Origin of the sequence: Streptomyces microflavus (genome assembly GCF_014650075.1) — a bacterium.
In the GTDB taxonomy this organism is placed as follows: Bacteria; Actinomycetota; Actinomycetes; order Streptomycetales; family Streptomycetaceae; genus Streptomyces; species Streptomyces microflavus.
Map to the genome: position 1 here is coordinate 374,586 of NZ_BMUG01000006.1, position 23,691 is coordinate 398,276.

17 protein-coding genes are annotated in these 23,691 nt (G+C 72.2%); 6 read left to right on the forward strand and 11 right to left on the reverse strand.

Annotated features, from left to right (window positions below; genetic code table 11):
- Positions 1-4: 4 nt before the first annotated feature.
- Entirely contained in the window at positions 5-883 is an 879-nt protein-coding gene (locus tag IE264_RS19670) for a DMT family transporter (RefSeq protein WP_032753765.1), read from the reverse strand.
- A 119-nt stretch (positions 884-1,002) separates the two neighbouring features.
- On the opposite strand from IE264_RS19670, the gene IE264_RS19675 reads away from it, so the two are divergent.
- Entirely contained in the window at positions 1,003-2,139 is a 1,137-nt protein-coding gene (locus IE264_RS19675) for a winged helix DNA-binding domain-containing protein (RefSeq protein ID WP_032753767.1), read from the forward strand.
- A 53-nt stretch (positions 2,140-2,192) separates the two neighbouring features.
- On the opposite strand, the gene IE264_RS19680 is transcribed toward IE264_RS19675, so the two are convergent.
- The gene (locus tag IE264_RS19680) at positions 2,193-3,035 is read right to left on the reverse strand and encodes a response regulator transcription factor (RefSeq protein ID WP_032753769.1); all 843 of its coding nucleotides are present in this window, start codon (positions 3,033-3,035) and stop codon (positions 2,193-2,195) included.
- Positions 3,036-3,168: 133 nt separating this feature from the next.
- On the opposite strand from IE264_RS19680, the gene IE264_RS19685 reads away from it, so the two are divergent.
- Both IE264_RS19685 and IE264_RS19690 read left to right on the forward strand, forming a co-directional pair.
- Positions 3,169-4,845: an AMP-binding protein gene (locus tag IE264_RS19685; protein ID WP_032753770.1), complete on the forward strand. Its 1,677-nt coding sequence runs from the start codon at positions 3,169-3,171 to the stop codon at positions 4,843-4,845.
- Between the two features lie 53 nt (positions 4,846-4,898).
- Positions 4,899-6,515 (forward strand): AMP-binding protein, encoded by a 1,617-nt coding sequence (locus tag IE264_RS19690; RefSeq protein WP_032753973.1) that lies wholly within the window; start codon positions 4,899-4,901, stop codon positions 6,513-6,515.
- Between the two features lie 34 nt (positions 6,516-6,549).
- Here IE264_RS19690 and IE264_RS19695 read toward each other — a convergent pair whose 3' ends face one another.
- From IE264_RS19695 to IE264_RS19705, 3 genes are all read right to left on the reverse strand, one after another.
- Positions 6,550-6,747: a hypothetical protein gene (locus IE264_RS19695; protein ID WP_032753772.1), complete on the reverse strand. Its 198-nt coding sequence runs from the start codon at positions 6,745-6,747 to the stop codon at positions 6,550-6,552.
- A 9-nt stretch (positions 6,748-6,756) separates the two neighbouring features.
- Complete coding sequence (locus IE264_RS19700; protein WP_015612320.1) at positions 6,757-7,320, reverse strand: GNAT family N-acetyltransferase; 564 nt, start codon at positions 7,318-7,320, stop codon at positions 6,757-6,759.
- A gap of 76 nt (positions 7,321-7,396) precedes the next feature.
- Positions 7,397-8,107, reverse strand: a complete 711-nt coding sequence (locus tag IE264_RS19705; RefSeq protein ID WP_015612321.1) for a hypothetical protein — start codon at positions 8,105-8,107, stop codon at positions 7,397-7,399.
- Positions 8,108-8,415: 308 nt separating this feature from the next.
- Between IE264_RS19705 and gcl the strand changes: the two genes are divergently transcribed.
- A complete protein-coding gene (gene gcl / locus IE264_RS19710) occupies positions 8,416-10,200 on the forward strand; it encodes a glyoxylate carboligase (protein WP_015612322.1) in 1,785 nt (594 codons plus the stop codon).
- A gap of 146 nt (positions 10,201-10,346) precedes the next feature.
- Positions 10,347-11,264, forward strand: a complete 918-nt coding sequence (locus IE264_RS19715; RefSeq protein WP_032753775.1) for a pyridoxamine 5'-phosphate oxidase family protein — start codon at positions 10,347-10,349, stop codon at positions 11,262-11,264.
- Here IE264_RS19715 and IE264_RS19720 read toward each other — a convergent pair whose 3' ends face one another.
- The gene (locus IE264_RS19720) at positions 11,265-12,005 is read right to left on the reverse strand and encodes a TetR/AcrR family transcriptional regulator (protein WP_032753776.1); all 741 of its coding nucleotides are present in this window, start codon (positions 12,003-12,005) and stop codon (positions 11,265-11,267) included.
- 890 nt (positions 12,006-12,895) lie between these two features.
- Between IE264_RS19720 and IE264_RS19725 the strand changes: the two genes are divergently transcribed.
- Positions 12,896-14,518, forward strand: a complete 1,623-nt coding sequence (locus IE264_RS19725; protein ID WP_229887639.1) for an AfsR/SARP family transcriptional regulator — start codon at positions 12,896-12,898, stop codon at positions 14,516-14,518.
- A gap of 71 nt (positions 14,519-14,589) precedes the next feature.
- Here the strand turns inward: IE264_RS19725 and IE264_RS19730 are convergent, their stop codons facing one another.
- The 5 genes from IE264_RS19730 to IE264_RS19750 are packed head-to-tail and all read right to left on the reverse strand — an operon-like array spanning position 14,590 to position 23,689.
- Positions 14,590-15,909 carry an MFS transporter gene (locus tag IE264_RS19730; RefSeq protein ID WP_032753784.1) on the reverse strand — a complete coding sequence of 440 codons (1,320 nt, stop codon included), beginning with the start codon at positions 15,907-15,909 and terminating at the stop codon, positions 14,590-14,592.
- On the reverse strand, positions 15,906-16,721 hold the full coding sequence (locus IE264_RS19735; protein WP_032753786.1) for a thioesterase domain-containing protein: 816 nt from the start codon (positions 16,719-16,721) through the stop codon (positions 15,906-15,908). Before IE264_RS19735 ends, IE264_RS19730 begins: the two co-directional genes overlap by 4 nt.
- Positions 16,718-19,129: a non-ribosomal peptide synthetase gene (locus IE264_RS19740; protein ID WP_032753788.1), complete on the reverse strand. Its 2,412-nt coding sequence runs from the start codon at positions 19,127-19,129 to the stop codon at positions 16,718-16,720. Before IE264_RS19740 ends, IE264_RS19735 begins: the two co-directional genes overlap by 4 nt.
- Positions 19,126-20,517, reverse strand: a complete 1,392-nt coding sequence (gene glyA / locus IE264_RS19745) for a serine hydroxymethyltransferase (RefSeq protein WP_032753789.1) — start codon at positions 20,515-20,517, stop codon at positions 19,126-19,128. Before glyA ends, IE264_RS19740 begins: the two co-directional genes overlap by 4 nt.
- Positions 20,510-23,689 (reverse strand): non-ribosomal peptide synthetase, encoded by a 3,180-nt coding sequence (locus IE264_RS19750; RefSeq protein WP_032753791.1) that lies wholly within the window; start codon positions 23,687-23,689, stop codon positions 20,510-20,512. The genes glyA and IE264_RS19750 overlap by 8 nt, the downstream gene beginning before the upstream one ends.
- Positions 23,690-23,691: the final 2 nt, after the last annotated feature.

Genomic DNA, 23,691 nt, shown 5'->3' on the forward strand with positions numbered 1-23,691 from the left:
CGCCTCAGCCCGCCCGGGGCTCCGGCGGCGGGGCGAGCGTGTCGGTGGCCAGGGAGGAGCGGGCCAGTGCCACACAGCCGGTGGCGATCAGCCCCAGCCCGGCAAGCTCGGGCAGCAGCCACCAGCCGGTGCGCAGCTCCTCCTCGAAGAGCGTCACCCCGTACAGGATGCTGATCAGCGCGTCCCCGAGCGTCAGCATCGGCTGCACCGCCACCAGACTGCCCGCGTGGAGGGCGTTCTGGAGCAGGAAGAGGGCGCCCACCCCGGCCGCCGCCGTCGCGTAGAGCTGCCAGGACGTCAGCAGCGCGACGGCCCCGCCGCCCGGCCCGCGGTGCGACATCGCGTCCTTCATCAGCGCCGCCGTCAGCGCGTAGCCGCAGGCGGCGGCCAGCCCCAGCAGGGCCGCCCGGGCGTTGCCGCGCACCCGCAGCGCGGTGACGATCAGCACCGCCTCGAACGCCCCGGTCAGCAGCAGCGTCGGGACCCAGTCCGCGCCCCTTACGGAGTCGGTCCCGTCGACCGGCGCGGCCGACGCGAGCCCCACCGCGAGACCGACGGTCACCGCGGCGACGCCGTACCAGACCGTGCGCGGCGCCCGCACCCGCATCATCCAGCCGGCCAGCAGCAGCGTCGCGGGCAGCTCGATGACGAAGATCGGCTGCACCACCGAGATCGGCCCGGTCGCCAGTGCCACCGCCTGGCAGACGGCCGCCACGATCACCAGGACGATCCCCGCCAGCCACACCTTCTGGCGCACCAGATGACCGATCAGGGACAGGTGCATCGCCTCGTCGTCGGGCACCTCCATCGCCGCCCGGCGCTGGAGCACCGAGGCGGAACCGTTGCTCAGGGCGGTCAGGACGGCGAAGAGGACACTGATCACCGGTTCATCATGGGGCGGGCGGGGGAGGAGCGCGCGGCGCGTGGGGCCGGTGGGCCCAACGCCGTACTTCCCGGCTTCGCGGACCGTACCTGTCCGCATGCGCCGCTACCGTACGGACCATGGCCGCGAAGACACCCCGCACCGCCGCGCACCCCGCCGTCCTGACCACCCGGGCGCTGAACCGGGCGACCCTGGACCGCCAGCTCCTGCTGCGCCGGTCCGCGATGTCCGCCAAGGACGCGGTCGCCCATCTCGTCGGGCTCCAGGCGCAGAACACCAGGCCGCCGTACTTCCAGCTCTACTCACGGCTGGCGGAGTTCGACCCCGGGGAGCTGTCCCGTCTGATGGAGTCCCGTGAAGTGGTCCGGATCGTCACCCTCCGCTCCACGCTCCACACCCATACGGCGGACGACGCCCTGACCCTGCGTCCGCTGGTGCAGGCGGCGCGCGACCGGGAGCTGAAGGCCTTCCGGCACGGTCTGGCCGGGGTGGACCTGGACCGGCTCGCCGCCGTGAGCAGGGAGCTGGTGGAGGAGCGCCCCCGCCCGGTCAAAGAGCTGCGTGAGGAGCTGCTCGGCCGGTGGCCCGAGGCCGACCCGCTCGCCCTCACGGTGGCCGCCCGGTGCCTGCTGCCACTGGTCCAGGTCACCCCGCGCGGGCTGTGGGAGCGCAGCGGGCAGGTCGCCCTGACCACGGCGGAACACTGGCTCGGCAGAGCCTCGGAGCCGGTTCCCGCGCCGGACGCCACCGTCCTGCGCTACCTGAACGCCTTCGGCCCCGCCTCGGTCAAGGACATGCAGCGCTGGGCGGGGCTGACCCGCCTGCGGGAGGTCTTCGACCGGCTGCGGCCCCAGCTCCTCACCTTCCGCGACGAGCGGGGCACCGAGCTCTTCGACCTCCCCGACGCCCCCCGGCCCGACCCGGACACCCCGGCCCCGCCGCGCTTCCTGCCCGAGTTCGACAACGTGCTCCTCGGCCACGACGACCGCTCGCGCCTGATCGCGGAGGTGAACAGGGGCCGCAACGGGGTGGGCAACCAGTCGTACGGGACCGTCATGGTCGACGGGTTCTTCGAGGCGATCTGGCGGGTGGAGCGCGAGGGGGACACGGGGACCCTCACCGTGCAGCCGCTGCGCACCCTGCGGGGCGGCGAGCGTGCGGAGATCACCGAGGAGGCGGTGCGGATGCTTACGGTGATGACGGACGCGGCATCGCACGACGTCCGGTTCGGGACGTTCCTGGACTTCGGGGACTGAAGGGACTGAGAGGACTGAGGGGGCTGAGGGGGTGAAGTGCGTGAGGGGGCGTGTTACGGCAGCAGCCCCGCCCGGCGCGCCGCCACCACCGCCTCCAGCCGGGTGTGCGCCCCCAGCTTGCGCATCGCCGAGCGCAGATACCCCTTCACCGTCTCGGGCTGCAGCCCCAGTTGGCGGGCGGCCGCCGCGTTCGTCGCACCGGCCGCCACACACGCCACGACATCCACCTCGCGCGGCGCGAGCCGCACCTCCCGGGCCTCCGGGACCCGCGCCCCGGACGCCGAGGCGAGGCGCCCGCAGACGCCCAGCAGCTCGTCGCGGAGCGCCGGGTCGACCACCTTCGGGACCAGTGCGCGCAGCTCCCGATGGGCTTCGCGTACGTCCTCCCAGGCGCCGGGAGCCGCACCGGGACCGGTCACCTGCTCCCGGGTCAGGGCGAGCAGGCTCCGGACCTCGTCGCGGACCGCGAGCGCCTGCTCCACGTCACGCGCCGCCGCGACCGCCGCGTCGAAGGTCCGGTCCCCGAGGCTCACCGGTGTGCGCAGCGCCCCGTACAGCACCCCCCGCACCGTCCGCCGCACGACGACGGGGACCGCGACGACCGAGCGCAGCCCCTCCGCCGCCACCGCCGGGTCGTACTCGTGGCTGATGTGGCGCGAGGCGGCGTAGTCCGTCACCGCGCAGGGCCGGGCAAGGGCGATGGCCTTGCCGCCGAGGCCGCTCCCGGCCGAGATGACCAGGCCGCGCAGCGCGCTGGTCTGCGCCCCGTTCAGCTCGGCGATCCGTGCGTGGCGCGCATCGGACAGCAGGCCGCCGAAGGCCACCGGCAGCCCGCTCGTGCGGCGCAGCCTCGCCAGCGCCGTCTGCATCTCGACCGCATCGACCGGTTCCGGCACTCCGACGCCTTCCCACCCGGTCCGCGCCTCCCCCGCCCGAGGGACAGCGCCACCCCCGTCCGGGGGTGGTGAGACCTGGGTCACTGTTTGCATGATGTTAATCGACCGGTCCGGTCCGCAACGAGGAGGGCACATGTCGGCAACGAGTGCGACGGAGACGTTCCGGGCCGCCCGGGACTTCCTGCTGGAGCACCGCGAGGACTACGAGCGGGCGTATGAGGGATTCCGCTGGCCCCGGGCCGACCACTTCAACTGGGCGCTGGACTGGTTCGACGTCATCGCGGAGGACAACGACCGCACCGCCCTGCACATCGTGGAGGAGGACGGCCGGCGCACCGAGGTCTCCTTCGCGGCGATGTCCGAGCGCTCCGACCGGGCCGCCAACTGGCTGAAGAAGCAGGGGATCCGTGAGGGCGACCGCATCCTCGTGATGCTCGGCAACCAGGTGGAGCTGTGGGAGACCGCGCTCGCCGCCATGAAGCTGCGCGCCGTGATCATCCCCGCCACCCCGCTGCTCGGCCCCGCCGACCTGCGCGACCGGGTGGAGCGCGGCCGGGTGCGCCATGTGCTCGTGCGGGACGCGGACACCGTGAAGTTCGACGAGGTGCCGGGCTCGTACACCCGGATCGCGGTGGGCGAGGAGATGGCGGGCTGGCGGCCGTACGCCGAAGTGGCCGACGCCTCCGCCGACTTCACTCCCGGCCGGGAGACGGACGCCGACGAGCCGCTGATGCTGTACTTCACCTCCGGCACCACCGCCCGGCCCAAGCTGGTCGAGCACACCCATGTGTCCTACCCCGTGGGCCACTTGTCGACGATGTACTGGATCGGGCTCCGGCCCGGCGACGTCCACCTCAACATCTCCTCGCCCGGCTGGGCCAAGCACGCCTGGTCGAACCTCTTCGCCCCGTGGACGGCCGAGGCCACCGTCTTCATCTTCAACTACACCCGCTTCGACGCCTCCAGGCTGATGGCCGAGATGGACCGCTCGGGGATCACCAGCTTCTGCGCCCCGCCCACGGTCTGGCGGATGCTCATCCAGGCCGACCTGTCCCAGCTGAAGGTGGTGCCGCGCGAGGTCGTCGCGGCGGGGGAGCCGCTGAACCCGGAGGTCATCGAGACGGTCCGGCGGGAGTGGGGCGTCACCATCCGGGACGGCTTCGGCCAGACGGAGACCGCAGTCCAGGTCGCCAACACCCCGGGCCAGCTCCTCAAGACCGGCTCGATGGGCCGCCCCTGCCCCGGCTTCACCGTCGTCCTGCTCGACCCGGTCACCGGGCAGCCGGGGGCGGCGGAGGGCGAGATCTCCCTGGACCTCGCCGGCCACCCCGTCGGCCTGATGACCGGCTACCACGGCGACCCGGACCGTACCGCCGAGGTGATGGCGGGCGGCTACTACCGCACGGGTGACATCGGGGCGCGCGACGAGGACGGCTACATCACCTACGTCGGCCGGAGCGACGACGTCTTCAAGTCCTCCGACTACAAGATCTCGCCGTTCGAGCTGGAGAGCGCGCTGCTGGAGCACGAAGCGGTCGCCGAGGCCGCCGTCGTGCCCGCCCCCGACCCGCTGCGGCTCTCCGTCCCGAAGGCGTACGTGGTGCTGGCGGAGGGCTGGGAGCCGGGCCCGGAGACGGCGAAGGTCCTCTTCGAGCACTCGCGGGCGGTGCTCGCCCCGTACAAACGCCTGCGCAGGCTGGAGTTCGCCGAGCTGCCCAAGACCGTCTCAGGCAAGATCCGCCGCATCGAGCTGCGGGAGCGCACCGCGCTGGGCACCGGCACCGAGTTCGACGAGGGGGACCTGAAGTGAGCGAGCTGCCCCACGGGACCGGCGACGGCAACGGGCATGGGAACGAGCGCGGGCTGTCGGCGGAGACCGGCCTGTCCTACGCACACGGCACCGGTGACACCGCCCTGCTCGGCGACACCATCGGCCGCAACCTGGACCGGGCGATCGCCGCCCACGGGGACCGTGAGGCGCTGGTCGACGTGGTCTCCGGCCGCCGCTGGACGTACACCGAGCTCGGCGCGGACATCGACGAGCTGGCCCGCGCCCTGATGGCGTCGGGGGTGGAGAAGGGCGACCGGGTCGGCATCTGGGCGCTCAACTGCCCCGAGTGGGTGCTCCTGCAGTACGCCACCGCCCGCATCGGCGCCGTCATGGTCACCATCAACCCCGCCTACCGGGCGCACGAGCTGGAGTTCGTCCTGAAGCAGGCCGGCATCCGCCTGCTGGTCGCCTCCCTCGCCCACCGCACCAGCGACTACCGCGCCCTCGTCGGCCAGGTCCGCGCCGACTGCCCGTCCCTGCGTGCCGTCCACTACATCGGCGACCCGTCCTGGTCCGAGCTGACCGCCGCCGCCCCGGCCGTCACCTCCGCACAACTGGCCGCGCGTGAAGCCGAGCTGTCCTGCGACGACCCCATCAACATCCAGTACACCTCCGGCACCACCGGCTTCCCCAAGGGGGCCACCCTCTCCCACCACAACATCCTCAACAACGGCTATTTCGTGGGGGAGATGATCGCCTACACGGAGGCCGACCGGGTCTGTCTGCCGGTCCCCTTCTACCACTGCTTCGGCATGGTGATGGGCAACCTCGCCATCACCTCGCACGGCGCCTGCATCGTGATCCCGGGGCCGTCCTTCGAGCCCGCCGCCGTGCTGGCCGCCGTCCAGCAGGAGCGCTGCACCTCGCTCTACGGCGTCCCCACCATGTTCATCGCCGAGCTGAACCTGCCGGACTTCTCCTCCTACGACCTCTCCTCGCTGCGCACCGGGATCATGGCCGGTTCCCCCTGCCCGGTCGAGGTGATGAAGCGGGTGGTCGCCGAGATGCACATGGACGAGGTGTCCATCTGCTACGGCATGACGGAGACCTCACCCGTCTCCACCCAGACCCGCCGCGACGACGACCTGGAGCGCCGCACCGGCACGGTGGGCCGCGCGCTGCCGCACATCGAGGTCAAGGTCGTCGACCCGGCGACCGGGGTCACCCTGGAGCGGGGCGCCGCGGGCGAACTGTGCACCCGGGGCTACAGCGTGATGCTCGGCTACTGGGACCAGCCCGACCGCACCGCCGAAGTGATCGACGCGGGCCGCTGGATGCACACCGGGGACCTCGCGGTGATGCGCGACGACGGATACGTCCAGGTCGTCGGACGGATCAAGGACATGATCATCCGGGGTGGCGAGAACGTGTACCCGAGGGAGATCGAGGAGTTCCTCCACGGCCATCCGAAGATCGCCGACGTCCAGGTGGTCGGAGTGCCGGACGAGCGGTACGGGGAGGAGATCCTGGCCTGTGTGATCCCCCGGGACCCGGCCGATCCGCCGGTCCTGGAGGAGATCACCGCGTACTGCAGGGAGCGGCTGGCCCACTACAAGATCCCGCGCCGGCTGCGGGTCCTCGACGCCTTCCCGATGACGGTGAGCGGGAAGGTCCGCAAGATCGAGCTGCGGGAGACGTACGGCGGCTGAGCGCCGCCCGCCGGCCGGGGTGGGATCCGGCCGGTCAGGCGGCTTCGATGATGTCGGAGCCGTCAGGCCGGGTCGCCGCCGCCCACTCGATGAGCAGCACCTCGTACGTCGCGGACTCCGTGGCGGACCAGTCCTGGCCCGCACGCGAGTCGACGAGCGCGCGGATGGCCTCGTTCGCCTGGGCGGCGGACGCGACGGCGGGTTGCACGGTATGACGTGGAGTTAAATCCATGCCCCTAGCTTACGAGGCACCACCGACAGCGACCGCCGCCGACGGCCGCGCGGGCAGGAGGTCGCGCCGCATGCAGACCCGGGGCCAGCGGTCCAGGCCGTGCTGGGACTCGTCCCCCCGGATCGTGCGCAGCCCCTCGGTGAGTTCGTCCTCGGGCAGCACCCGGAAGCCGATGCGCGTGTAGTACGGGGCGTTCCACGGCACCTCGCTGAAGGTGGTCAGGGTGAGTGCGGTGAGCCCCTGTTCGGTGGCGAGGACGGCGAGGTGGGCGATCAGGGCGCGGCCGATGCCCCGGCGGGCCGCCACCGGGTCGACCGAGATCTGCTCGATGTGCAGGGCCCCGTCGACGGGGTCGGCGATCACATAGCCGAGCGGCCGGTCGCCGGTGGTGGAGAGGGGATCGGTGGCCACCCAGCACCGTCCGGCCCGCCGGTAGCTCTCCAGCAGGTCGAGCGGGGGCGGATCGTCGTCGGCCACGGACGTCATGCCGAGGGTCCGGAAAGGTTCCCCTGCGGCGCGCTCGATGTCCTGCAGAAGGCGGAGATCGGAGCGTCTGGCGGAGCGGATACGCATGTACTCAGTGTGCCGCGCCGGGCGGGCCACCGGTACGGGGTGGCCCGAAAACGTCCCTCCGGGAAAGCCCCGGGGCTCAGGCCCCGGTGCTGACCAGCTCGTCCGCCGGGCTGTTCACCGGCTGGGGCGCCCCGGTGAGGTCCATGACGAAGAGCGGAAGGCCGACACCGTCCGCCCGGGCCCGCGCCTCGGCCCCGTACCCCGCGAGCGAGAAGAACACCCCGGCCGCCGAAGCGCCCAGGGCGTTCAGCCAGAGGCACTCCACCGCGCGCAGCTCCACCGGCCGGGTCGTCGCGTCGATCTGGGCGACGAGTCCCGTGGCCCGCAGATCGATCCCGCCCGCGGTGCGCACCCGTACCCGGGCCACCTCGCGGTAGCCGAGCCAGGTGAGATACAGGGCGGCCGCGCTCACCGCGTCATGGCCGGTACGGATCGTCCGCGGCCGGAACGAGGGGCGCGGGTGCGCGGCGGTGCGCGGCAGCGGGATGTGCGCCGGGGTGACGGGCCCGGCCGGGGGAGCGGGCTCGCCCACCGGCCGCACCGGTATCCGCAGCAGGGCCCCGCACGGGCAGCACAGCTCCGGCTGCGGCCACTGGTCCCGCCGGTCGCAGGCCGTGCAGCGGACGGTGACCCAGTCCTCGTCCCAGGTGCGCCGCGTGACCGGGACCGGTGGGGCCCCGGGCAGCAGCGGTGGGGCGGTGGGCGCTCCGCACGGGCACGGGTAGGCCGGTGCGACGTAGGCGTGGTCCCGGCTGCAGACCGGGCACCGTACCGGCACGGACTTCACGATCGTCTCCCTCCGGCACGGACCCGCCGGACGACTGCGCTCCGTGCCTTCCTCGTCACCCCATCGTCCACCAGGAGCGAGGTTCTGGGGAGGGAATCGGCGTACTTCCCGCCGGCCGGTGGTCGTGCCCCCTCCGGCTGGGCGGAGGCGGCTCTTCCCGGCAGGGCGGAGGCGCCCGCTCTTGACGGCGACCGCGCCGCGTTTTAGATTGCTTCCGTATAGCAGAACTGAATTTCCGCAATACGGAATTGGTGCTCTCAGGTGGCGCGACAGAGCCCGACTCCACCAATCCCGAGCAGGAGCACTCAATGCCTCGTATGACCGCTGCCCGTGCGGCAGTTGAGATCCTCAAGCGCGAAGGCGTCAGCAACGCGTTCGGTGTGCCGGGTGCGGCGATCAACCCCTTCTACGCGGCCCTCAAGGCCTCCGGCGGGGTGCAGCACACGCTGGCCCGGCACGTCGAGGGCGCCTCCCACATGGCGGAGGGCTACACCCGGGCGAAGGCCGGCAACATCGGCGTCTGCATCGGTACGTCGGGCCCGGCGGGCACCGACATGATCACCGGTCTGTACTCCGCCATCGCCGACTCCATCCCGATCCTCTGCATCACCGGCCAGGCCCCGACGGCCGTCCTGCACAAGGAGGACTTCCAGGCCGTCGACATCGCCTCCATCGCGAAGCCGGTCACCAAGGCGGCGACCACCGTCCTGGAGGCCGCCCAGGTCCCCGGCGTCTTCCAGCAGGCCTTCCACCTGATGCGCACCGGCCGTCCCGGCCCGGTCCTCATCGACCTGCCGATCGACGTCCAGCTCACCGAGATCGAGTTCGACCCCGAGCTGTACGAGCCCCTCCCGGTGCACAAGCCCGCCGCCACCCGCAAGCAGATCGAGCGGGCCGTGGAGATGCTGAACGCCTCGGAGCGCCCGCTGCTCGTCGCGGGCGGCGGCATCATCAACGCCGACGCCTCCGAGCTCCTGGTGGAGTTCGCCGAGCTGACCGGTGTCCCCGTCGTCCCGACCCTGATGGGCTGGGGCATCCTCCCCGACGACCACGAGCTGAACGCCGGCATGGTCGGCCTGCAGACCTCGCACCGCTACGGCAACGCGAACTTCCTGGAGTCCGACTTCGTCCTCGGCATCGGCAACCGCTGGGCCAACCGCCACACCGGCAAGCTGGACGTCTACACCCAGGGCCGCACCTTCGTCCACGTCGACATCGAGCCCACCCAGCTCGGCAAGATCTTCGCCCCCGACCTCGGCATCGCCTCCGACGCCAAGGCCGCGCTGACGCTCTTCGTCGAGGTGGCCCGCGAGCTGAAGGCCGCGGGCAAGCTCCAGGACCGCTCGGTGTGGGCCGCCTCCACCCAGGAGCGCAAGGCCACCCTCCAGCGCCGCACCCACTTCGACAACGTGCCGCTCAAGCCGCAGCGCGTCTACGAGGAGATGAACCGGGCGTTCGGCCCCGAGACCCGGTACGTCACCACCATCGGGCTCTCCCAGATCGCCGGCGCGCAGATGCTGCACGTCTACCGGCCGCGCCACTGGATCAACTGCGGCCAGGCGGGCCCCCTCGGCTGGACGATCCCGGCCGCCCTGGGTGTCGCCACCGCCGACCCGGAGGGCACGGTCGTCGCCCTCTCCGGCGACTACGACTTCCAGTTCATGCTGGAGGAGCTGGCCGTCGGCGCGCAGCACCGCATCCCCTACGTCCACGTCCTGGTGAACAACTCCTACCTGGGGCTCATCCGCCAGGCGCAGCGCAACTTCGACATCGACTTCCAGGTCAACCTGGAGTTCGAGAACCTCAACTCCCCGGAGCTGGGCGTCTACGGCGTCGACCACGTCAAGGTCGTCGAGGGCCTCGGCTGCAAGGCCATCCGGGTCACCGAGCCGGACCAGCTGTTGCCCGCCTTCGAGGAGGCGAAGAAGCTGGCCGCGGAGTTCCGCGTCCCGGTCGTCGTCGAGGCGATCCTGGAGCGGGTCACCAACATCGCGATGAGCGGCACCGACATCGCCTCGGTCAACGAGTTCGAGGACATCGCCACGGACCCGTCCCACGCCCCCACCGCGATCCGCCCGCTGACGGTGTCCTGACCGCCCGTCACCCCCCAAAGCCAGGCCCCCGCACCGGATTCCTCTCCGGGGCGGGGGCCTGCCCCCGTCCGGAGGTACAGTCGCCGGGGACCTGGGGCCCGTCCGGCACACGGGCCGGCCGGAGGGCGAAGGGCGGGGAGCGGACCATGGCCGACTACCACGACGGGGAACTCGCCGTGCAGCACCGGGCGGGACTGCGCGACCCGGCGGCCGGCTCGCTCCGCGCCATCCGTGACGCGGTGCCCGACGCCGCCGCGGTGTTCCTGGCCCGGCAGCCGATGATCGTCGTCGGTGCGGCCGACGCCTCCGGGCGCCTCTGGTCCACCCTGCTCACCGGCGAACCCGGCTTCCTCGGGGTCCCGGACCCCCGGACCCTGACGATCGGCGCGCTGCCCGCGGCCGACGACCCGCTCGGCGCGGTGCTCCGGGAGGCCGGCACCCGCATCGGCATGATCGCCATCGAACCGGCCACCCGCCGCCGTATCCGCCTCAACGGGACCTCGTCACCCGAGGCCGACGGCGTACGGATCGCGCTCGACCAGGTGATCGGCAACTGCCCCAAGTACCTCCAGAAGCGGGACCACATCCTGCTCCCGCCGGACCGCGGCGGCCGTCGCACCGCGGTCCGGCGGGGAGCGGAGCTGACCACCGTCCAGCAGCTCACCCTCGCCACCTCCGACAGCTTCTTCATCGCCACCGCCTCCCCGGACGGCGACGCGGACGCCTCGCACCGGGGCGGCAACCCCGGCTTCCTCCAGGTGCTCTCGCCCACCCGGCTGCGCTGGCCCGACTACGCGGGCAACGCCATGTTCCTCACCCTGGGCAACCTCGAACTCCACCCGCAGGCAGGGCTGTTGGTGCCCGACTGGGAGACCGGCGACCTCCTCCAGCTCTCCGGCACCGCCCACACCGTCTGGGACGGCGCCGAGGCGGCCGCCGTACCCGGCGCACAGCGCATCGTGGAGTTCCGCATCGAGGCCGTCCAGGAGACCCGGGACGCGGTACGGCTCCGCTGGAGCGATCCGGACTTCTCCCGGTTCAACCCGCCGGTGGCCCCGGGGTAGTCAGCAGCACGGGCAGGCGTGCACCGCGTCCGCCGGGACCCGCTCCACCCGGGCCTGCTGACCCGTCGTCACCCCGGCCCTCTGCTCCAGCAGCCCGGCGACGACCGCTTCCAGGCCCCTGCGGTGATCGTCCCGCGAGGTCAGCCCGGCCCACCGCCTGCCGACCGCGTTCAGCCGGGGGAAATCCACCGAGTCCAGGAACTCCAGGGCGTGTTCACGGTACTCCGGGCGCTCCGCCCGGGCCTGGACGCGCTCCCGGCTGACCCGGATGGCCAGTTCGCCCGTGGTGTAGTGCCAGATCACGCGGTAGGCGTAGACGGCGTCCTCCAGATCCATCCCGCACTCGACCGCCGCGTCGACGATGTTCTCCACGATCCATAACGCGGACTCGCTGACGAAGTCGTCGAAGGAGAGCACCTCCACGATCCACGGGCAGTCCGCGAGGAGGTCGTGCAGCACCTGGGCCGAGGCGAGGAGACGGGTGCGCGGTTCGCTCGGCAGCTCGGGGCGCGGGTAGCGCCTGGCGTGCGCGTCGAGCAGCAGCAGAAGGAGCTCGTCCTTGTCCTGCACATGGTGGTACAGCGCCATGGCCGTACTGGACATCTCCCGGGCCAGCCGGCGCATGGAGAGGCGCTCCGGACCCTCCGTGTCGAGAATGCGCTGCGCGGCGACGAGTATCGCCTCCTGCGAGAGGCGGGGCGGGCGGCAGGTCCGGCCGGAGCGCTGTATGCGGGACTCCATACATCCATCTTTCTTCGCGAGGCAACCTGCGAACCGGCCGGATCGGGCCGATTGTTCCGGCCACTCGGGCGAATCCGCGTCCTGGGCAGGGAAGGCGGCGGCATCATGCCGGGCGGGTGAATACCTGGAAGGGAAAGCTTGACAGAAGGGTGCTGCACATAAACTGGACGACCGGGGAATGCACGGTCACCGCTGTGAAGTGCGCGGACGCGTCAGGGATGACCTCGCATGCCGCCACAGGTCTGCCGCACAGGGGGAGTTGGCCTGTTACGGCAGTGCGAAAAGGCGTGAGTGACAACCCACTATCGTCCCGCTACTGTTATCTTACGCGTACGTCTTATGGATACAGGAATGGCCGGAAGAGAGGCGCCTGAAGTGGTCATCTGCGGCGAGGCCGTGTTGATCGTTAAGGCAGGTACGGGCGGCGACAGGAAACGGGCCGCCCGTAATCCTGTCGGGTGTCTGAATTCCACCCGATGTCATTCACCCCGCAGGGGAATCGCGGGGGAAACGTCCACGCGGAGCGCGATGCCGCGGGCGTGTCCGGGCCACTGGCCCTGAGCTCCGCCTGCCCGGCTCCCCGGCTCGACCACCCGGAGCCGGGCCCGCTCCACCACCCTGCCCGCCACCCTTCCCGGAGGGCCCGCGGGCCGGACCGGCCGGTCCACAGTCATGCCGTGGATCCGGTCCGCCCCGGGGCGCCTCCCGGGGTGCCCCACCGGGACCCGGTGCGAGCCGCACCCCGGATCCCGTCACCCAGTCACCGCGCCGACGCGGCGCGGTGCGCACTCATCACGATCTCAGGAGGCGACCGAGTGTTGGCCACGTCGGGGGAACCGTTGCGCATACAGCTCTTAGGGCCGGTACGTGTCTGGCGGGACGGCCAGGAAGTGCCTCTGGGGCCTCCCAAGCAGCGCGCGGTGCTCGCCCTGCTCGCCAGCCGGGCGGGCGAGGTGGTCGGTGTCGACAACATCGTCGACGCCCTCTGGGACGGTGACATCCCGCAGACCGCGACGAACGGGGTCCACACCTATGTGGCCGGGCTGCGGCGCGCGCTGGAACCGGGGCGCAGCAGACGCGAGGCGGGGGCGATACTCACCTCGGTCTCCGGCGGCTACTGCCTGCGGATGGACCCGGAGCAGGTGGACGCCACGCTCTTCACCCGCCGCCACGCCCGGGCCCGCAGATCGCGGATCGGGGGCAGCCCGGACGAGGCCGTGCGGTGGTACGAGGAGGCTCTCGCCCTCTGGCGCGGTGACGCCTACTCCGGGGTCCCGGGCCCCTTCGCCGCCGTGGAGCGGACCCGGCTGCGGGACCTCCGGCTGACCGCCGTCGAGGAGTGGGCCGCCGACATGCTGGACGCGGGCCGCCACGCGGAGGCCGTCACCGAACTCTCCGCAGCCGTGGGGGAGGAGCCGCTGCGCGAGAAGCTGCGCTGGCTGCTGATGCTCACCCTCTACCGCAGCGGCCGCCAGGCGCACGCGCTGGCCGTCTACACCGAGACCCGGCAGCTGCTCAACCGGGAGCTGGGCATCGAGCCCGGCGCCGAACTGCGCAGCCTGCACCAGCAGATCCTGGCCGGTCACCCGAGGCTGCGCCGTGAGGGGGAGGCCGCCGCCGCCCCCCGTCCCGTACGAAGACACCCGGGCGGCGCCCCCGATCTGTCCCGCCCGGTCCAACTTCCCCCACAGGCGCGTGGCTTCGTGGGTCGTTCCGCCGAACTGGCTTGGTTCGAGGAGCTGTTGGACGACGAGCGCTGTGTCTACGGCGCGAGCACACCCATCGCCGTCGTTGACGGCCCCGCGGGCGTCGGCAAGACGGCGTTCGTGCTGGAGCTGGCCCACCGGCTGCTGGACCGCTTCCCGGACGGGCAGCTCTATGTGGACCTGTGCGGCACCGGCCGCCAGGGCCGGCCGCTGACCGCGTCGGACGCCCTGGAACAGCTCCTGGTCAGCCTGGGTGTGGAGCGCTCCCGGATGCCCGCCGACATGGCCGGCCGCACCACGCTCTACCGCAGCCTGCTGCACGGCCGCCGGATGCTCGTGGTGCTGGACGAGGCCCTCGGCGCCGCCCAGTTGAGGCCGCTGATACCGCGCGGCTCGTCCTGCGTCCTGGCCACCGGCAGACAGCGGTTCAGCGGACTGGCCGCCCGCGACGGCGCCCATGTCCTCACGATGGGGCCGCTGGCCGACCATGACGCGGCATCGCTCCTCACCAGCCTCTGCGGCGGCCGGCTCCGCGGCCAGGAGGCGGCCGCGGTGCGGCTGGTGCGGCTCTGCGGCGGGCTGCCGCTGGCCCTGCGGATCGCGGCCGAGGAGCTGTCGGCCAACCCCGCCGTCCCGCTCTCCGCCATCGTCGAGCGGTTCGCCGCCGCGTGCGCGGAGCGCGAGTCGCCGAGGAACCGCGAGGCGGCCCTGATCCGGCTGGTCGAGTGGGAGTCCGGGACCGGCCGGGAGGCACCGGCGCCCGCACAGATGGAGATGGCCGACGTCCGGACCGTCGTCCTGCGGTAGCCGACGGCCGACGGGGCGGACGCGGGTCCACCGCATCCGCCCCGCAGGAGACAGCGGAACAGGCAGCCTGGTCAGGCCGGGAGCTCCTCCGGCCCGGTCGGCATGGTCCGCAGCTTCCCCACGGGCGACAGGAAGATCGGCACCAGCATCGCGGCGGAGAGCACCCCCGCGATCCAGAGCGCCGCGTGCAGCCCCAGCACCCCGGCCAGCAGCCCGCCGACCGGGCCGCCGAGCGCCCCGCCGCCGTACAGCAGCATCCGCATCGCGGCCGTCATCCGGCCCATCAGCGGCTGCGGGGTGATGCTCTGCCGCAGGCTCACGATGATCACGTTGGAGATGCTGGCGCCGAAGTACTCCAGGAAGAACGAGGCGACGAACAGGCCCACCAGCAGCCACGAGGGGCCGCCCGCCGCCGGGACCAGCAGCGGGCCCAGGAAGATGATGGAGACCGACAAGCGGTAGGCCGTCCCCACCGACAGGCGGCGGACCACCATCCCGGAGATCAGCGCACCGAGCAGGCCGCCCACCGCCGCCGCGCCCATGACGAAGCCGACGGTCGCCGCCGACAGGTCCTTGTCCCGCACCGCGTACAGCAGGAACAGCGACTGCACCATGGTCAGGAAGAAGTTGCAGGAGCAGCCGACGAGCCCGATCGCGCGCAGCCACCGGTTGCCGAACACCCAGCGCAGCCCCTCGGCCAGCTCGGCGCGCAGTTGCCGCTTCTCGGTGCGGGCGGGGGGATCCGGCTCCGGCGCCCGGACCAGCAGCAGCGAGATCACCGACAGGGCGTACGAGAACGCGTTGGCGGCCATCGCCGCCGGTGCCGAGAAGGCGGTGACCAGCGTGCCCGCGATCCCGGGGCCCGCCACATCGGCCGACGACAGCGTGGCGTTCAGCTTGGTGTTGGCCTCCAGCAGACTCCGCTTGTCCTTCACCAGCACCGGTACGTAACTCATCCAGCTGACGTCGAAGAGCACCGCCGCCGTGCCGACCCCGAATGCCAGCACGTACAGCAGCGGCAGGGTCAGCAGCCCGAAGTGGTACAGCAGCGGCACCAGGGCGATGAGGATCATCCGGACGATGTTCGCGCCCAGCATCACCGGGCGTTTGCGCACCCGGTCCACCCAGACCCCGAAGACCAGGGCGAGCGCCAGGAACGGCACCAGCTGGGCGAAGCGGAGCATGCCGAGCTGTTCGGGTCCGACCTCGAAGACCAGGACCGCGGTGAGCGGCAGGGCGAGGTTGGCTATCTGGGTGCCGTACAGGGAGAGGCCCTCGCCCACCCAGAACACCAGGAAGTCCCGGTTGTGCCACAGGCTGCGGGGTGGCGGGGGCTCCGCCTCCTTCGCGGTGGCGGTGGACCCGTCGGTACGGCCGCTGTCCTCGCTCACACCGAAGCTCCCCTGCGCAGTGCCTGGTTGACGATGTCCGCGATGGCGACGAGCCCCGGCTCCCGCCAGATGGAGTGGTGGTCACCGGGCACGGTGTGCTGGTCGAGCCGGGTCGCGTACGGCTCCCAGAGCAGCAGGTGCGGCTCCGACCGCTCGGCTTTGACCAGGGTGGTCGGGCCGTCGTGGGCCCCGTCGATGACGTGGTCCACCATCGCGTGCGCGTGCGCCCTGAACAGGGTGAACCGCTCCAGCAGGAACTCCGCGTCGAACTCCTCCGGTACGGTCCCCGAGTCCGCTATGGCCTCAAGCCGTTCCTGCGGCCCCGCCTCCGGATCGAGGGCCGCCAGCGCCTTGTCGAGCTCCGGTGCCCCGCCGCTCACCAGCCCCAGGAAGTCGTGGAGGAAGTACCGGACCAGCGCGGGCCCCGGCGGGAAGGGCTGGGTGCCGGGCAGCGCCGCGTCGATCACGACCAGCAGCGGCACCTCCTCGCCCTCGGCGGCCAGCAGCCGGGCCATCTCGAAGGCCACGACCCCGCCCAGGGACCAGCCGAGCAGCTGGTAGGGCCCGTGCGGGCGGGCGGCCCTGAGCGTGGCGGTGTGCACCTCGGCCAGCTCCCGGATCGACTGGGCGGGCTCGTCGATCCCGTCGAAGCCGGGGGCCTCGAAGCCGAACACCGGGGAGCCCGGGTCGATGCGCCGGGCCAGGTCGGCGTAGCAGTACGGCGACCCGGAGACCGGGTGGACGCAGTACACGGGCGGCAGATCGCCGTCCGCGCGGAGCGGGACGAGGCTGTCGGTGGGGATGGCGGTCACCGTTTCCGGCCTCCGTCGTTCGGTTCCGCCGAAGGGGGAGCGGAGTTCAGGAGCTGGTCGATGGCGGCGGCGACACCGCTGACGGTGCCGCCCCCGTGGAGCAGACGTACGTTCACTTTGATCCCGAAGTGTTTGCTGAGCCGGCTGACCGCCCGCATGGCCTGGAGCGAATCGCCGCCGGCCGCGAGGAAGGAACTGTTCGCCCCGATCTTGGGGGCCGACAGCACGGTGGAGAAGATGTCGGCGACCGCCTTCTCGGTCGGGGTGGCCGGCGCGGCGTAGGACGCCTCCCCGTCGTCCGGGGGCGGCGGAGCCGGCAGCGCCCTGCGGTCGGTCTTGCCGTTGGCGGAGAGCGGCAGCCTGTCCAGGACGAGGACCGCGCCCGGCACCATGAACTGCGGCAGGGCGCCCGCGAGATGGGCGCTGATCACCCGGGGCCGGACCGTCCGGCCCGGGTGCGGGACGACGTACCCGACCAGCCGCAGATCACCGGCCGCGTCCCTGCGGGTGGCGACGACCGCCTCCCTGACCGCCTCATGGGACCGCAACACCGCCTCGATCTCGCCCAGTTCGATGCGATGGCCGTTCACCTTGACCTGGAAGTCGGACCGGCCGAGCAGTTCGATCAGCCCGTCGGGGCCGTACCGCGCCACATCGCCCGTCCGGTAGAGCCGCTCCCCGGTGACCTCACCGCAGGACCAGTCGAAGAACCGCTCCCCGGTCAGCTCCGGCCGGTCGAGATAGCCGGTGGCCAGACCGATGCCCGCCAGATGCAGCTCGCCCGCGACACCGGGCGGCACCGGCTGGAGCGATCCGTCCAGGATGTATGTGCGCTGGTTGGCCATCGGCCGCCCGTACGGGATGCTCGTCCACGCCGGATCGACCTCGCCGACCTCGTACACAGTGGAGTGGATCGAGCTCTCCGTGGCCCCGCCGAGCGCCACGAACCGGAGCCCGGGAGCGGCCCGGCGTGTCCGGTCCGGCAGCGAGAGCGGCACCCAGTCCCCGCCCAGCAGGGCCAGGCGCAGGGCCTCCAGCGGCGGGGCGGCGGCCTGCTCCAGCTGCTCCACGACGAGTTCGAGGAGGGCCGGGGCCGAGTTCCAGACCGTGATCCGGTGGGTGGCCAGCAGCTCGGCCCAGTGCTGCGGGTCCTTGGCGAGCGCGGGTTCCGGGAGTACGACGGTGCCCCCGGCGGCCGTCAGCCCCAGGAACTCGTAGACGGACATGTCGAAGCTGGGCGACGACAGGGCGAGCACCCGGTCCCCGGGGCCCACCGCGTAACGGGAGTTGAGGTCCGCGATGTTGTTCATCACCCCGCGGTGGCGCAGCGCGATCGGCTTGGGCGCCCCCGTCGACCCCGAGGTGTGGATGACGTACGCGAGGTCCCCGGGCGCCACCCCGCTGTCGACGTCCCCCGCCGGGGCCTCGGCCCACAGGGCCGCGTCCCGGTCCAGCTCCACGATCCGCTGACCCACCCCGGCGAGCCGCGACCCGAACCCGCTCCGGGAGACGATCACCGCACACGAGGTGCCCGTCACCATCGCCGCGATCCGCTGCTCCGGATAGTCCGGGTCCAACGGCACATAGGCGGAGCCGGACTTGAGCACGCCCAGCACCGCCACGAGCAGCTCGGGCGAGCGGTCCAGGCAGATCCCCACCCGGCCGCCGACGCCCGCGCCGAGCCCGCGCAGATGACGCGCCAGCCGGTTCGCCGCCGCGTTGACCTCCCCGTACGTCCACTCCTCGGCGCCACGGATCAGCGCGACGGCCTCCGGGGCGGCGGCCGCCCGCTCCTCGAACGCCTCGTGCAGGCAGCGCTCGTACGGGAGTTCGGCCGCGGTGTCGTTCCAGTCCACCAGGGTGCGGCGCAGCTCTCCGTCGGTGAGCAGCCGCAGCCGGGAGACGGGGACGTCCGGCCGTCCGAGGGCGTCCTCCACCAGTGTCCGGAAGTGGGTGAGCAGCCGCAGAACGGTCTCCTGGTCGAACAGGGTCGCGTCATAACGGAGTTGGACGATGCGGTGGACGTAGGACCCGTCGTTGCGGGGCAGCAGCACCAGCTCGAAGTCGGCGGGCTCCTCGCCCTCCGCAACCGGCTCACGGCCCTCCAGGACGGACCGGGCCAGCGCGGCCGGTGTCGTCCCCTCGCCGAGAGCACAGTTCAGCCGGAAGGAGCCCGCGCCGGGTGTCCGGACCCGGAAGCCGAACTCCGCCTGGTCCGTGTACCGGTGGAGCAGCGCGGCGAACCCGGCGAGCAGCAGCTCCTCCGGGGCCGCCCCGGCCGCGCCGTCGAGCACCAGCCGCTGACGGGCGGTGCACCCGGCGGGCTCGCTCTGCCGGGGCCGGTCGGTGGGCAGCAGCGCGGGGGGCGCCGGGACGGGCCCGGCGCCACCTTCCTGAGGGAGCGTCACGCCGCCCCTCCCGCCCGCGCACCGGAGGCCGCCGGAGCTGTGGGAAGCGCCCCGAGCGGCAGCGGGTAGCGGGCACAGAGCTCCGCCACGCCAGCCCGGACCGCGTCGCGCTCCCCGGCGTCGAGCACGTACTCCCGCTCGTTCTTCACCGTCGTCGCCTCCAGTACCCGGTGCAGCAGCGCGGCACAGCTGCGCATCCCGGCCGGGCCCATGCCCCGCTGGGCCAGGATGTTGGTGCCCAGGCGCAGCCCGCTGGTGACGAGCGGCGGCCGGGTGTCGTCCGGGACCCGGTTCCGGTTGGCGAGGATCCCGCACTCCTCCAGGGCCCGTTCCGCGACCACCCCGGTCATCGGCCGGCCCGTCAGGTCGATCAGCACCATGTGGTTGTCGGTGCCGCCGGTCAGGACCTGGTGGCCCAGCGCGGACAGGGAGTCCGCGAGCGCCACCGCGTTGTCGACGACCAGCCGCATCGTCTCCTTGAACGCGGGCTCCGCGACCAGCGCGAGCGCCCGGGCCTTCGCCGCGATAGCCGCCGGGTTCGGCGTCCCCTGGGAGAGCGGGAAGACCGCCCGCTGCATCAGCCGCGACAGCGGGGTGCGGCCGTCGGGGCCGGGCGTCGCGTGCTCACGCCCGATCAGGATCAGCCCGCCGCGCGGCCCGCCGAGCTGCTTGTACGTGCTGGTCGTCGTGGCGTGTGCCAGATCGACCGGCGTCGGGTGCTCCCCGGCGGCCACCAGACCCGCGATGTGCGAGATGTCGGCCACCAGGTAAGCGCCCACCGAGTCCGCGATCGCCCGGAAGCGCGCGAAGTCGAGCGTACGGGGATGGGCACTGGCCCCCGCGATGAGCACGCTCGGCCGGTGTTGCTCCGCCAGCGCCGCCACCTGCTCGTAGTCGATCCGCCCCTCGCCGTCCAGCCCGTAGTGCACGGCCTTGTAGTGCATCCCGGTCACCGAGGCCGGGGAGCCGTGGGTGAGGTGCCCCCCGGAGTCCAGGTCCAGGGCGAGTATGGTCCCGCCCGGACGGACCAGCGCGGCCAGCACCGCCTGGTTGGCCGAGGAGCAGGAGTGCGGCTGGACATTGGCGTACGCCGCGCCGAACGCCTGCTTGGCCCGCTCCACGGCGAGCCGCTCCACCAGGTCGAACTGCGAGGCGCCGGGGTGGTAGCGGGCCCCCGGATAGCCCTCGGCCGTCACGTTGGAGAGGGCCGATCCGGCGGCCGCCAGCACCGAGGGGTCGGCGATGCTGGTGGACGCCACCATGGCGAGCGTCGCGTGCTGCTGCACCACCTCGGCGTCCAGCAGCCGCGCCAGCTCGGGATCGGCCGCGCTCAGCGCGGCCGACCCCTGCTGCGCCAGCTCCGCCTGCGAAAGGACGGGTTCAGGCACGGCCGCCCGCCTTTCCGGCCTTCGCCACCAGCTCGTCGATGGCGGTCGAGAGCGCGCCGACCGTGGCACCGCCGTACAGCAGACGGACGTTGACCTTCACTTTGAAGTGCTTGTTCAGCCGGCTGACGGCCCGCATCGCCTGGAGCGAGTTGCCGCCCAGCTCGAAGAAGCTCGCACCGGTGCCCACACGCTCCTGCGCCAGCACCGTCCCGAAGACCTCGACGACCTTCTCCTCGGTCGGGGTGACCGGGGCGACGTACGCGTCCGCCGCACCGCCCGCGCTGACCGGCGCGGGCAGCGCCGCCCGGTTGATCTTGCGCGCCGGGGTCAGCGGGAACTCCTCCAGCTCCACCCACGCGGTCGGCACCATGTACTCGGGCATGGTCCGCCCCAGGTGGTCCCGGAGCTCCGCGACCGTCGGGGAGGTGTCCCCGAGGATGGTGTAGTACCCGACGAGCTGCTTCTCCCCGTCGTCCTCGCGCAGCAGCACCAGCGCCATCCGGACCTTCGGGTGGGTCAGCAGCCCCGACTCGATCTCACCGAGCTCGATGCGCAGACCGCGCAGCTTCACCTGGTTGTCCAGGCGCCCGATGAAGTCGATCTGCAGATCGGGCGTCCAGCGCACCAGGTCACCCGTGCGGTAGACACGCCCCTCGCCCAGGAACGGGTCGGGCACGAACTTCTCGTCCGTCAGCTCCGGCAGGTTGAGGTAGCCGCGCGAGAGGCCGTCGTCCCCGCCGATCAGCAGCTCACCCGGGACACCGACCGGCACCAGGTTGAACTCCTTGTCGACCACATAGTGCAGCCGGCTGAACTCCGGGCGCCCGATCGGCGGCGAGGACTTCCACTCGCGGTGCTCACAGAGGTATTCCGTGGTCGCCACCGACGCCTCGGTCGGCCCGTAGAGGTTCACGAACTTGCGGCCCGGCAGGTTCCACTTGTTGACCAGCTCGGCCGGGAGCGCCTCCGCCCCGCCCATGATGTATTTGAGGTCCGGGTACGGCTCCGCCTCCACGAGCGAGAGGATCGCCGGCGAGAGACCCGCGTAGGTGACGCGCTGATCGCGCATCAGCGCCCCCAGCGACTCGGGCGACGAGGCGTCCTCGGGCGCCACCAGCACCATCGCGGAACCGCTGATCAGACCGGCGAAGATCTCGCCCTGCGACATGTCGAAGGTGAGCGCGGGCAGCTGGAGCAGCCGGTCCTCGTGGCCCCACTCGCCGAACGTCCTGCGGTAGGCCTCGATGAACATGCGCAGCCCGCGCTGTTCGATCATCACGCCCTTGGGCTTGCCGGTCGAGCCGGAGGTGTAGAGGACGTAGACGAGGGACGAGGGCTCCGCCCACTCCTCCAGCGGTACGTCGTCGGCCTCGGCCTCCACCGTCTCCCACTCGGTGTCGATCCGCAGGACCTCCCACCCGCTGGACGGCGGCAGATCACCCACATTGGCGTCCCGGGTGATGACGAGCGGCGCCGCGGTGTCGCGCAGCATGTGGTCCAGGCGCGCGTTCGGGTGCGACGGGTCGATGATCGTGTACGCGGCCCCGGAGACCATGACGCCCACGATCGCCACCAGCGCGTCGAGGTCGCGGTCCATCGCGATGGCGACGACCTGCTCCTGCTTCACCCCCCGCGAGCGGATGTGCCGCGCCAGCTTCCCGGCCCGCCGGATGAGCTCGCCGTACGTCATCTCCTTGCCGCGGCACACCGTGGCGACCAGCTCCGGGTGCTCCCGGGCGATCCGGGCGATGGTGGCGTGCACCGGCTCGGTCGGGTAGTCGAAGTCGGCCCCGCGCCCGGCCTCCAGCAGCTCCCGGCGCTCCTCGTCGGAGAGCAGCGGCAGCTTGGAGACGGGGGTGTCCGGGTCGGCGGCGGCGGCGCCCAGCACGGTCTCGAAGTGCTGGACCATCGCCTCCACCCGGCGGCGGTCGTACAGGTCGGTGGCGTACTCCACGATCAGCCGCAGCCGGTCCGCACCTTCGATGAAGCTGAAGGAGAGGTCGAAGCGGGAGCGCCCGCCGGAGACCAGGATCGACTCGGTCTCCAGCCCGTCCAGCTGGAGCGCGTCCCCGGTCGTCGTCTCACCGAGCAGCTGCACGGCGATCTGGAACAGCGGGTTGCGCCCCGCGTCCCGCACCGGCTGCACCCGGTCGACGACATGGTCGAAAGGCACGTCCTGGTTGTCGTACACATCCAGGTTGTTGTCGGCGATCCGCTCGATCAGCTCGGCGAAGGTGATCCCGCCGGAGAGGTCCGAGCGCAGCACCGTCATATTGATGAACAGGCCGACGACGTCTTCCAGTTCGGGATCGGTACGGCCGAGCATCGGCACCCCGATCGCGATGTCGTCCTGACCGCTGTACCGGGCCAGCACCACCTTGAGCGCCGCCGCCACGACCATGTACAGCGAGGCGCCCTGCTCCTGCGCGAGGGAGCGCGCCTGGCCCAGCAGGCCGGAGGGGAAGCTGACCGTGAAGGTCTCGCCGTTCCGGGTGGGCTCCGCCGGGCGCACCCGGTCGGCGGGCAGCTCCAGCGCCTCCAGACCGGCCAGCCGTTCCTGCCAGAAGTCCAGCTCGCTCTCCCACTGCCCCGAGGCGCGCTGCTCCCGCTGGCGCTCCACATGCTCGGCGTAGGTGGCGGCCGGGGCCGGCAGGTCGGGGGTGAGGCCCGCCCGCAGCTGCCGGTACGCCTCGGTGATGTCCCGGCTGATCACCCCGCCGGACCAGCCGTCCGTGACGATGTGGTGGTAGTTCAGGGAGAGGACGTGCTCCTGCTCGGCCAGCTTGAACAGCTGGAACCTGCGGACCGGGCCCGCCGCCAGGTCGAACGGGGTGTCGGCTTCGGCCTTGAGCGCCTTGTCGAGCGCCTGCTCCCGCTCGTCCTCCGTGAGCCCCGACAGGTCGGTGAGCGGCAGCGGGGTGTCCTCGGCCGGTGCGATCACCTGGTGCGGGACACCGTCCACGGCGTGCAGGGTCACCCGCAGCTGGTCGTGGCGGGCCACCAGGAGGTTGAGCGCTCCCTCCAGCGCGGGCAGGTCCAGCGGGCCGCGCAGCCGGTAGGCGGTGGGGACGTTGTAGGTGGTCTCCCCGGGGTTCATCTGGTCCAGGAACCACAACTGCTCCTGCCCGAAGGACAGATGCATTCGGGACTCGTCAGCGTCCGACGCGCTCATGG

Coding starts and splice junctions, on each gene's coding strand:
- IE264_RS19675 (WP_032753767.1), top strand. CDS start 1,003: ATGGCCGCGAAGACACCCCGCACCGCCGCGCACCCCGCCGTCCTGACC.
- IE264_RS19685 (WP_032753770.1), top strand. CDS start 3,169: ATGTCGGCAACGAGTGCGACGGAGACGTTCCGGGCCGCCCGGGACTTC.
- IE264_RS19695 (WP_032753772.1), bottom strand. CDS start 6,747: ATGGATTTAACTCCACGTCATACCGTGCAACCCGCCGTCGCGTCCGCC.
- IE264_RS19700 (WP_015612320.1), bottom strand. CDS start 7,320: ATGCGTATCCGCTCCGCCAGACGCTCCGATCTCCGCCTTCTGCAGGAC.
- gcl (WP_015612322.1), top strand. CDS start 8,416: ATGCCTCGTATGACCGCTGCCCGTGCGGCAGTTGAGATCCTCAAGCGC.
- IE264_RS19715 (WP_032753775.1), top strand. CDS start 10,347: ATGGCCGACTACCACGACGGGGAACTCGCCGTGCAGCACCGGGCGGGA.
- IE264_RS19720 (WP_032753776.1), bottom strand. CDS start 12,005: ATGGAGTCCCGCATACAGCGCTCCGGCCGGACCTGCCGCCCGCCCCGC.
- IE264_RS19750 (WP_032753791.1), bottom strand. CDS start 23,689: ATGAGCGCGTCGGACGCTGACGAGTCCCGAATGCATCTGTCCTTCGGG.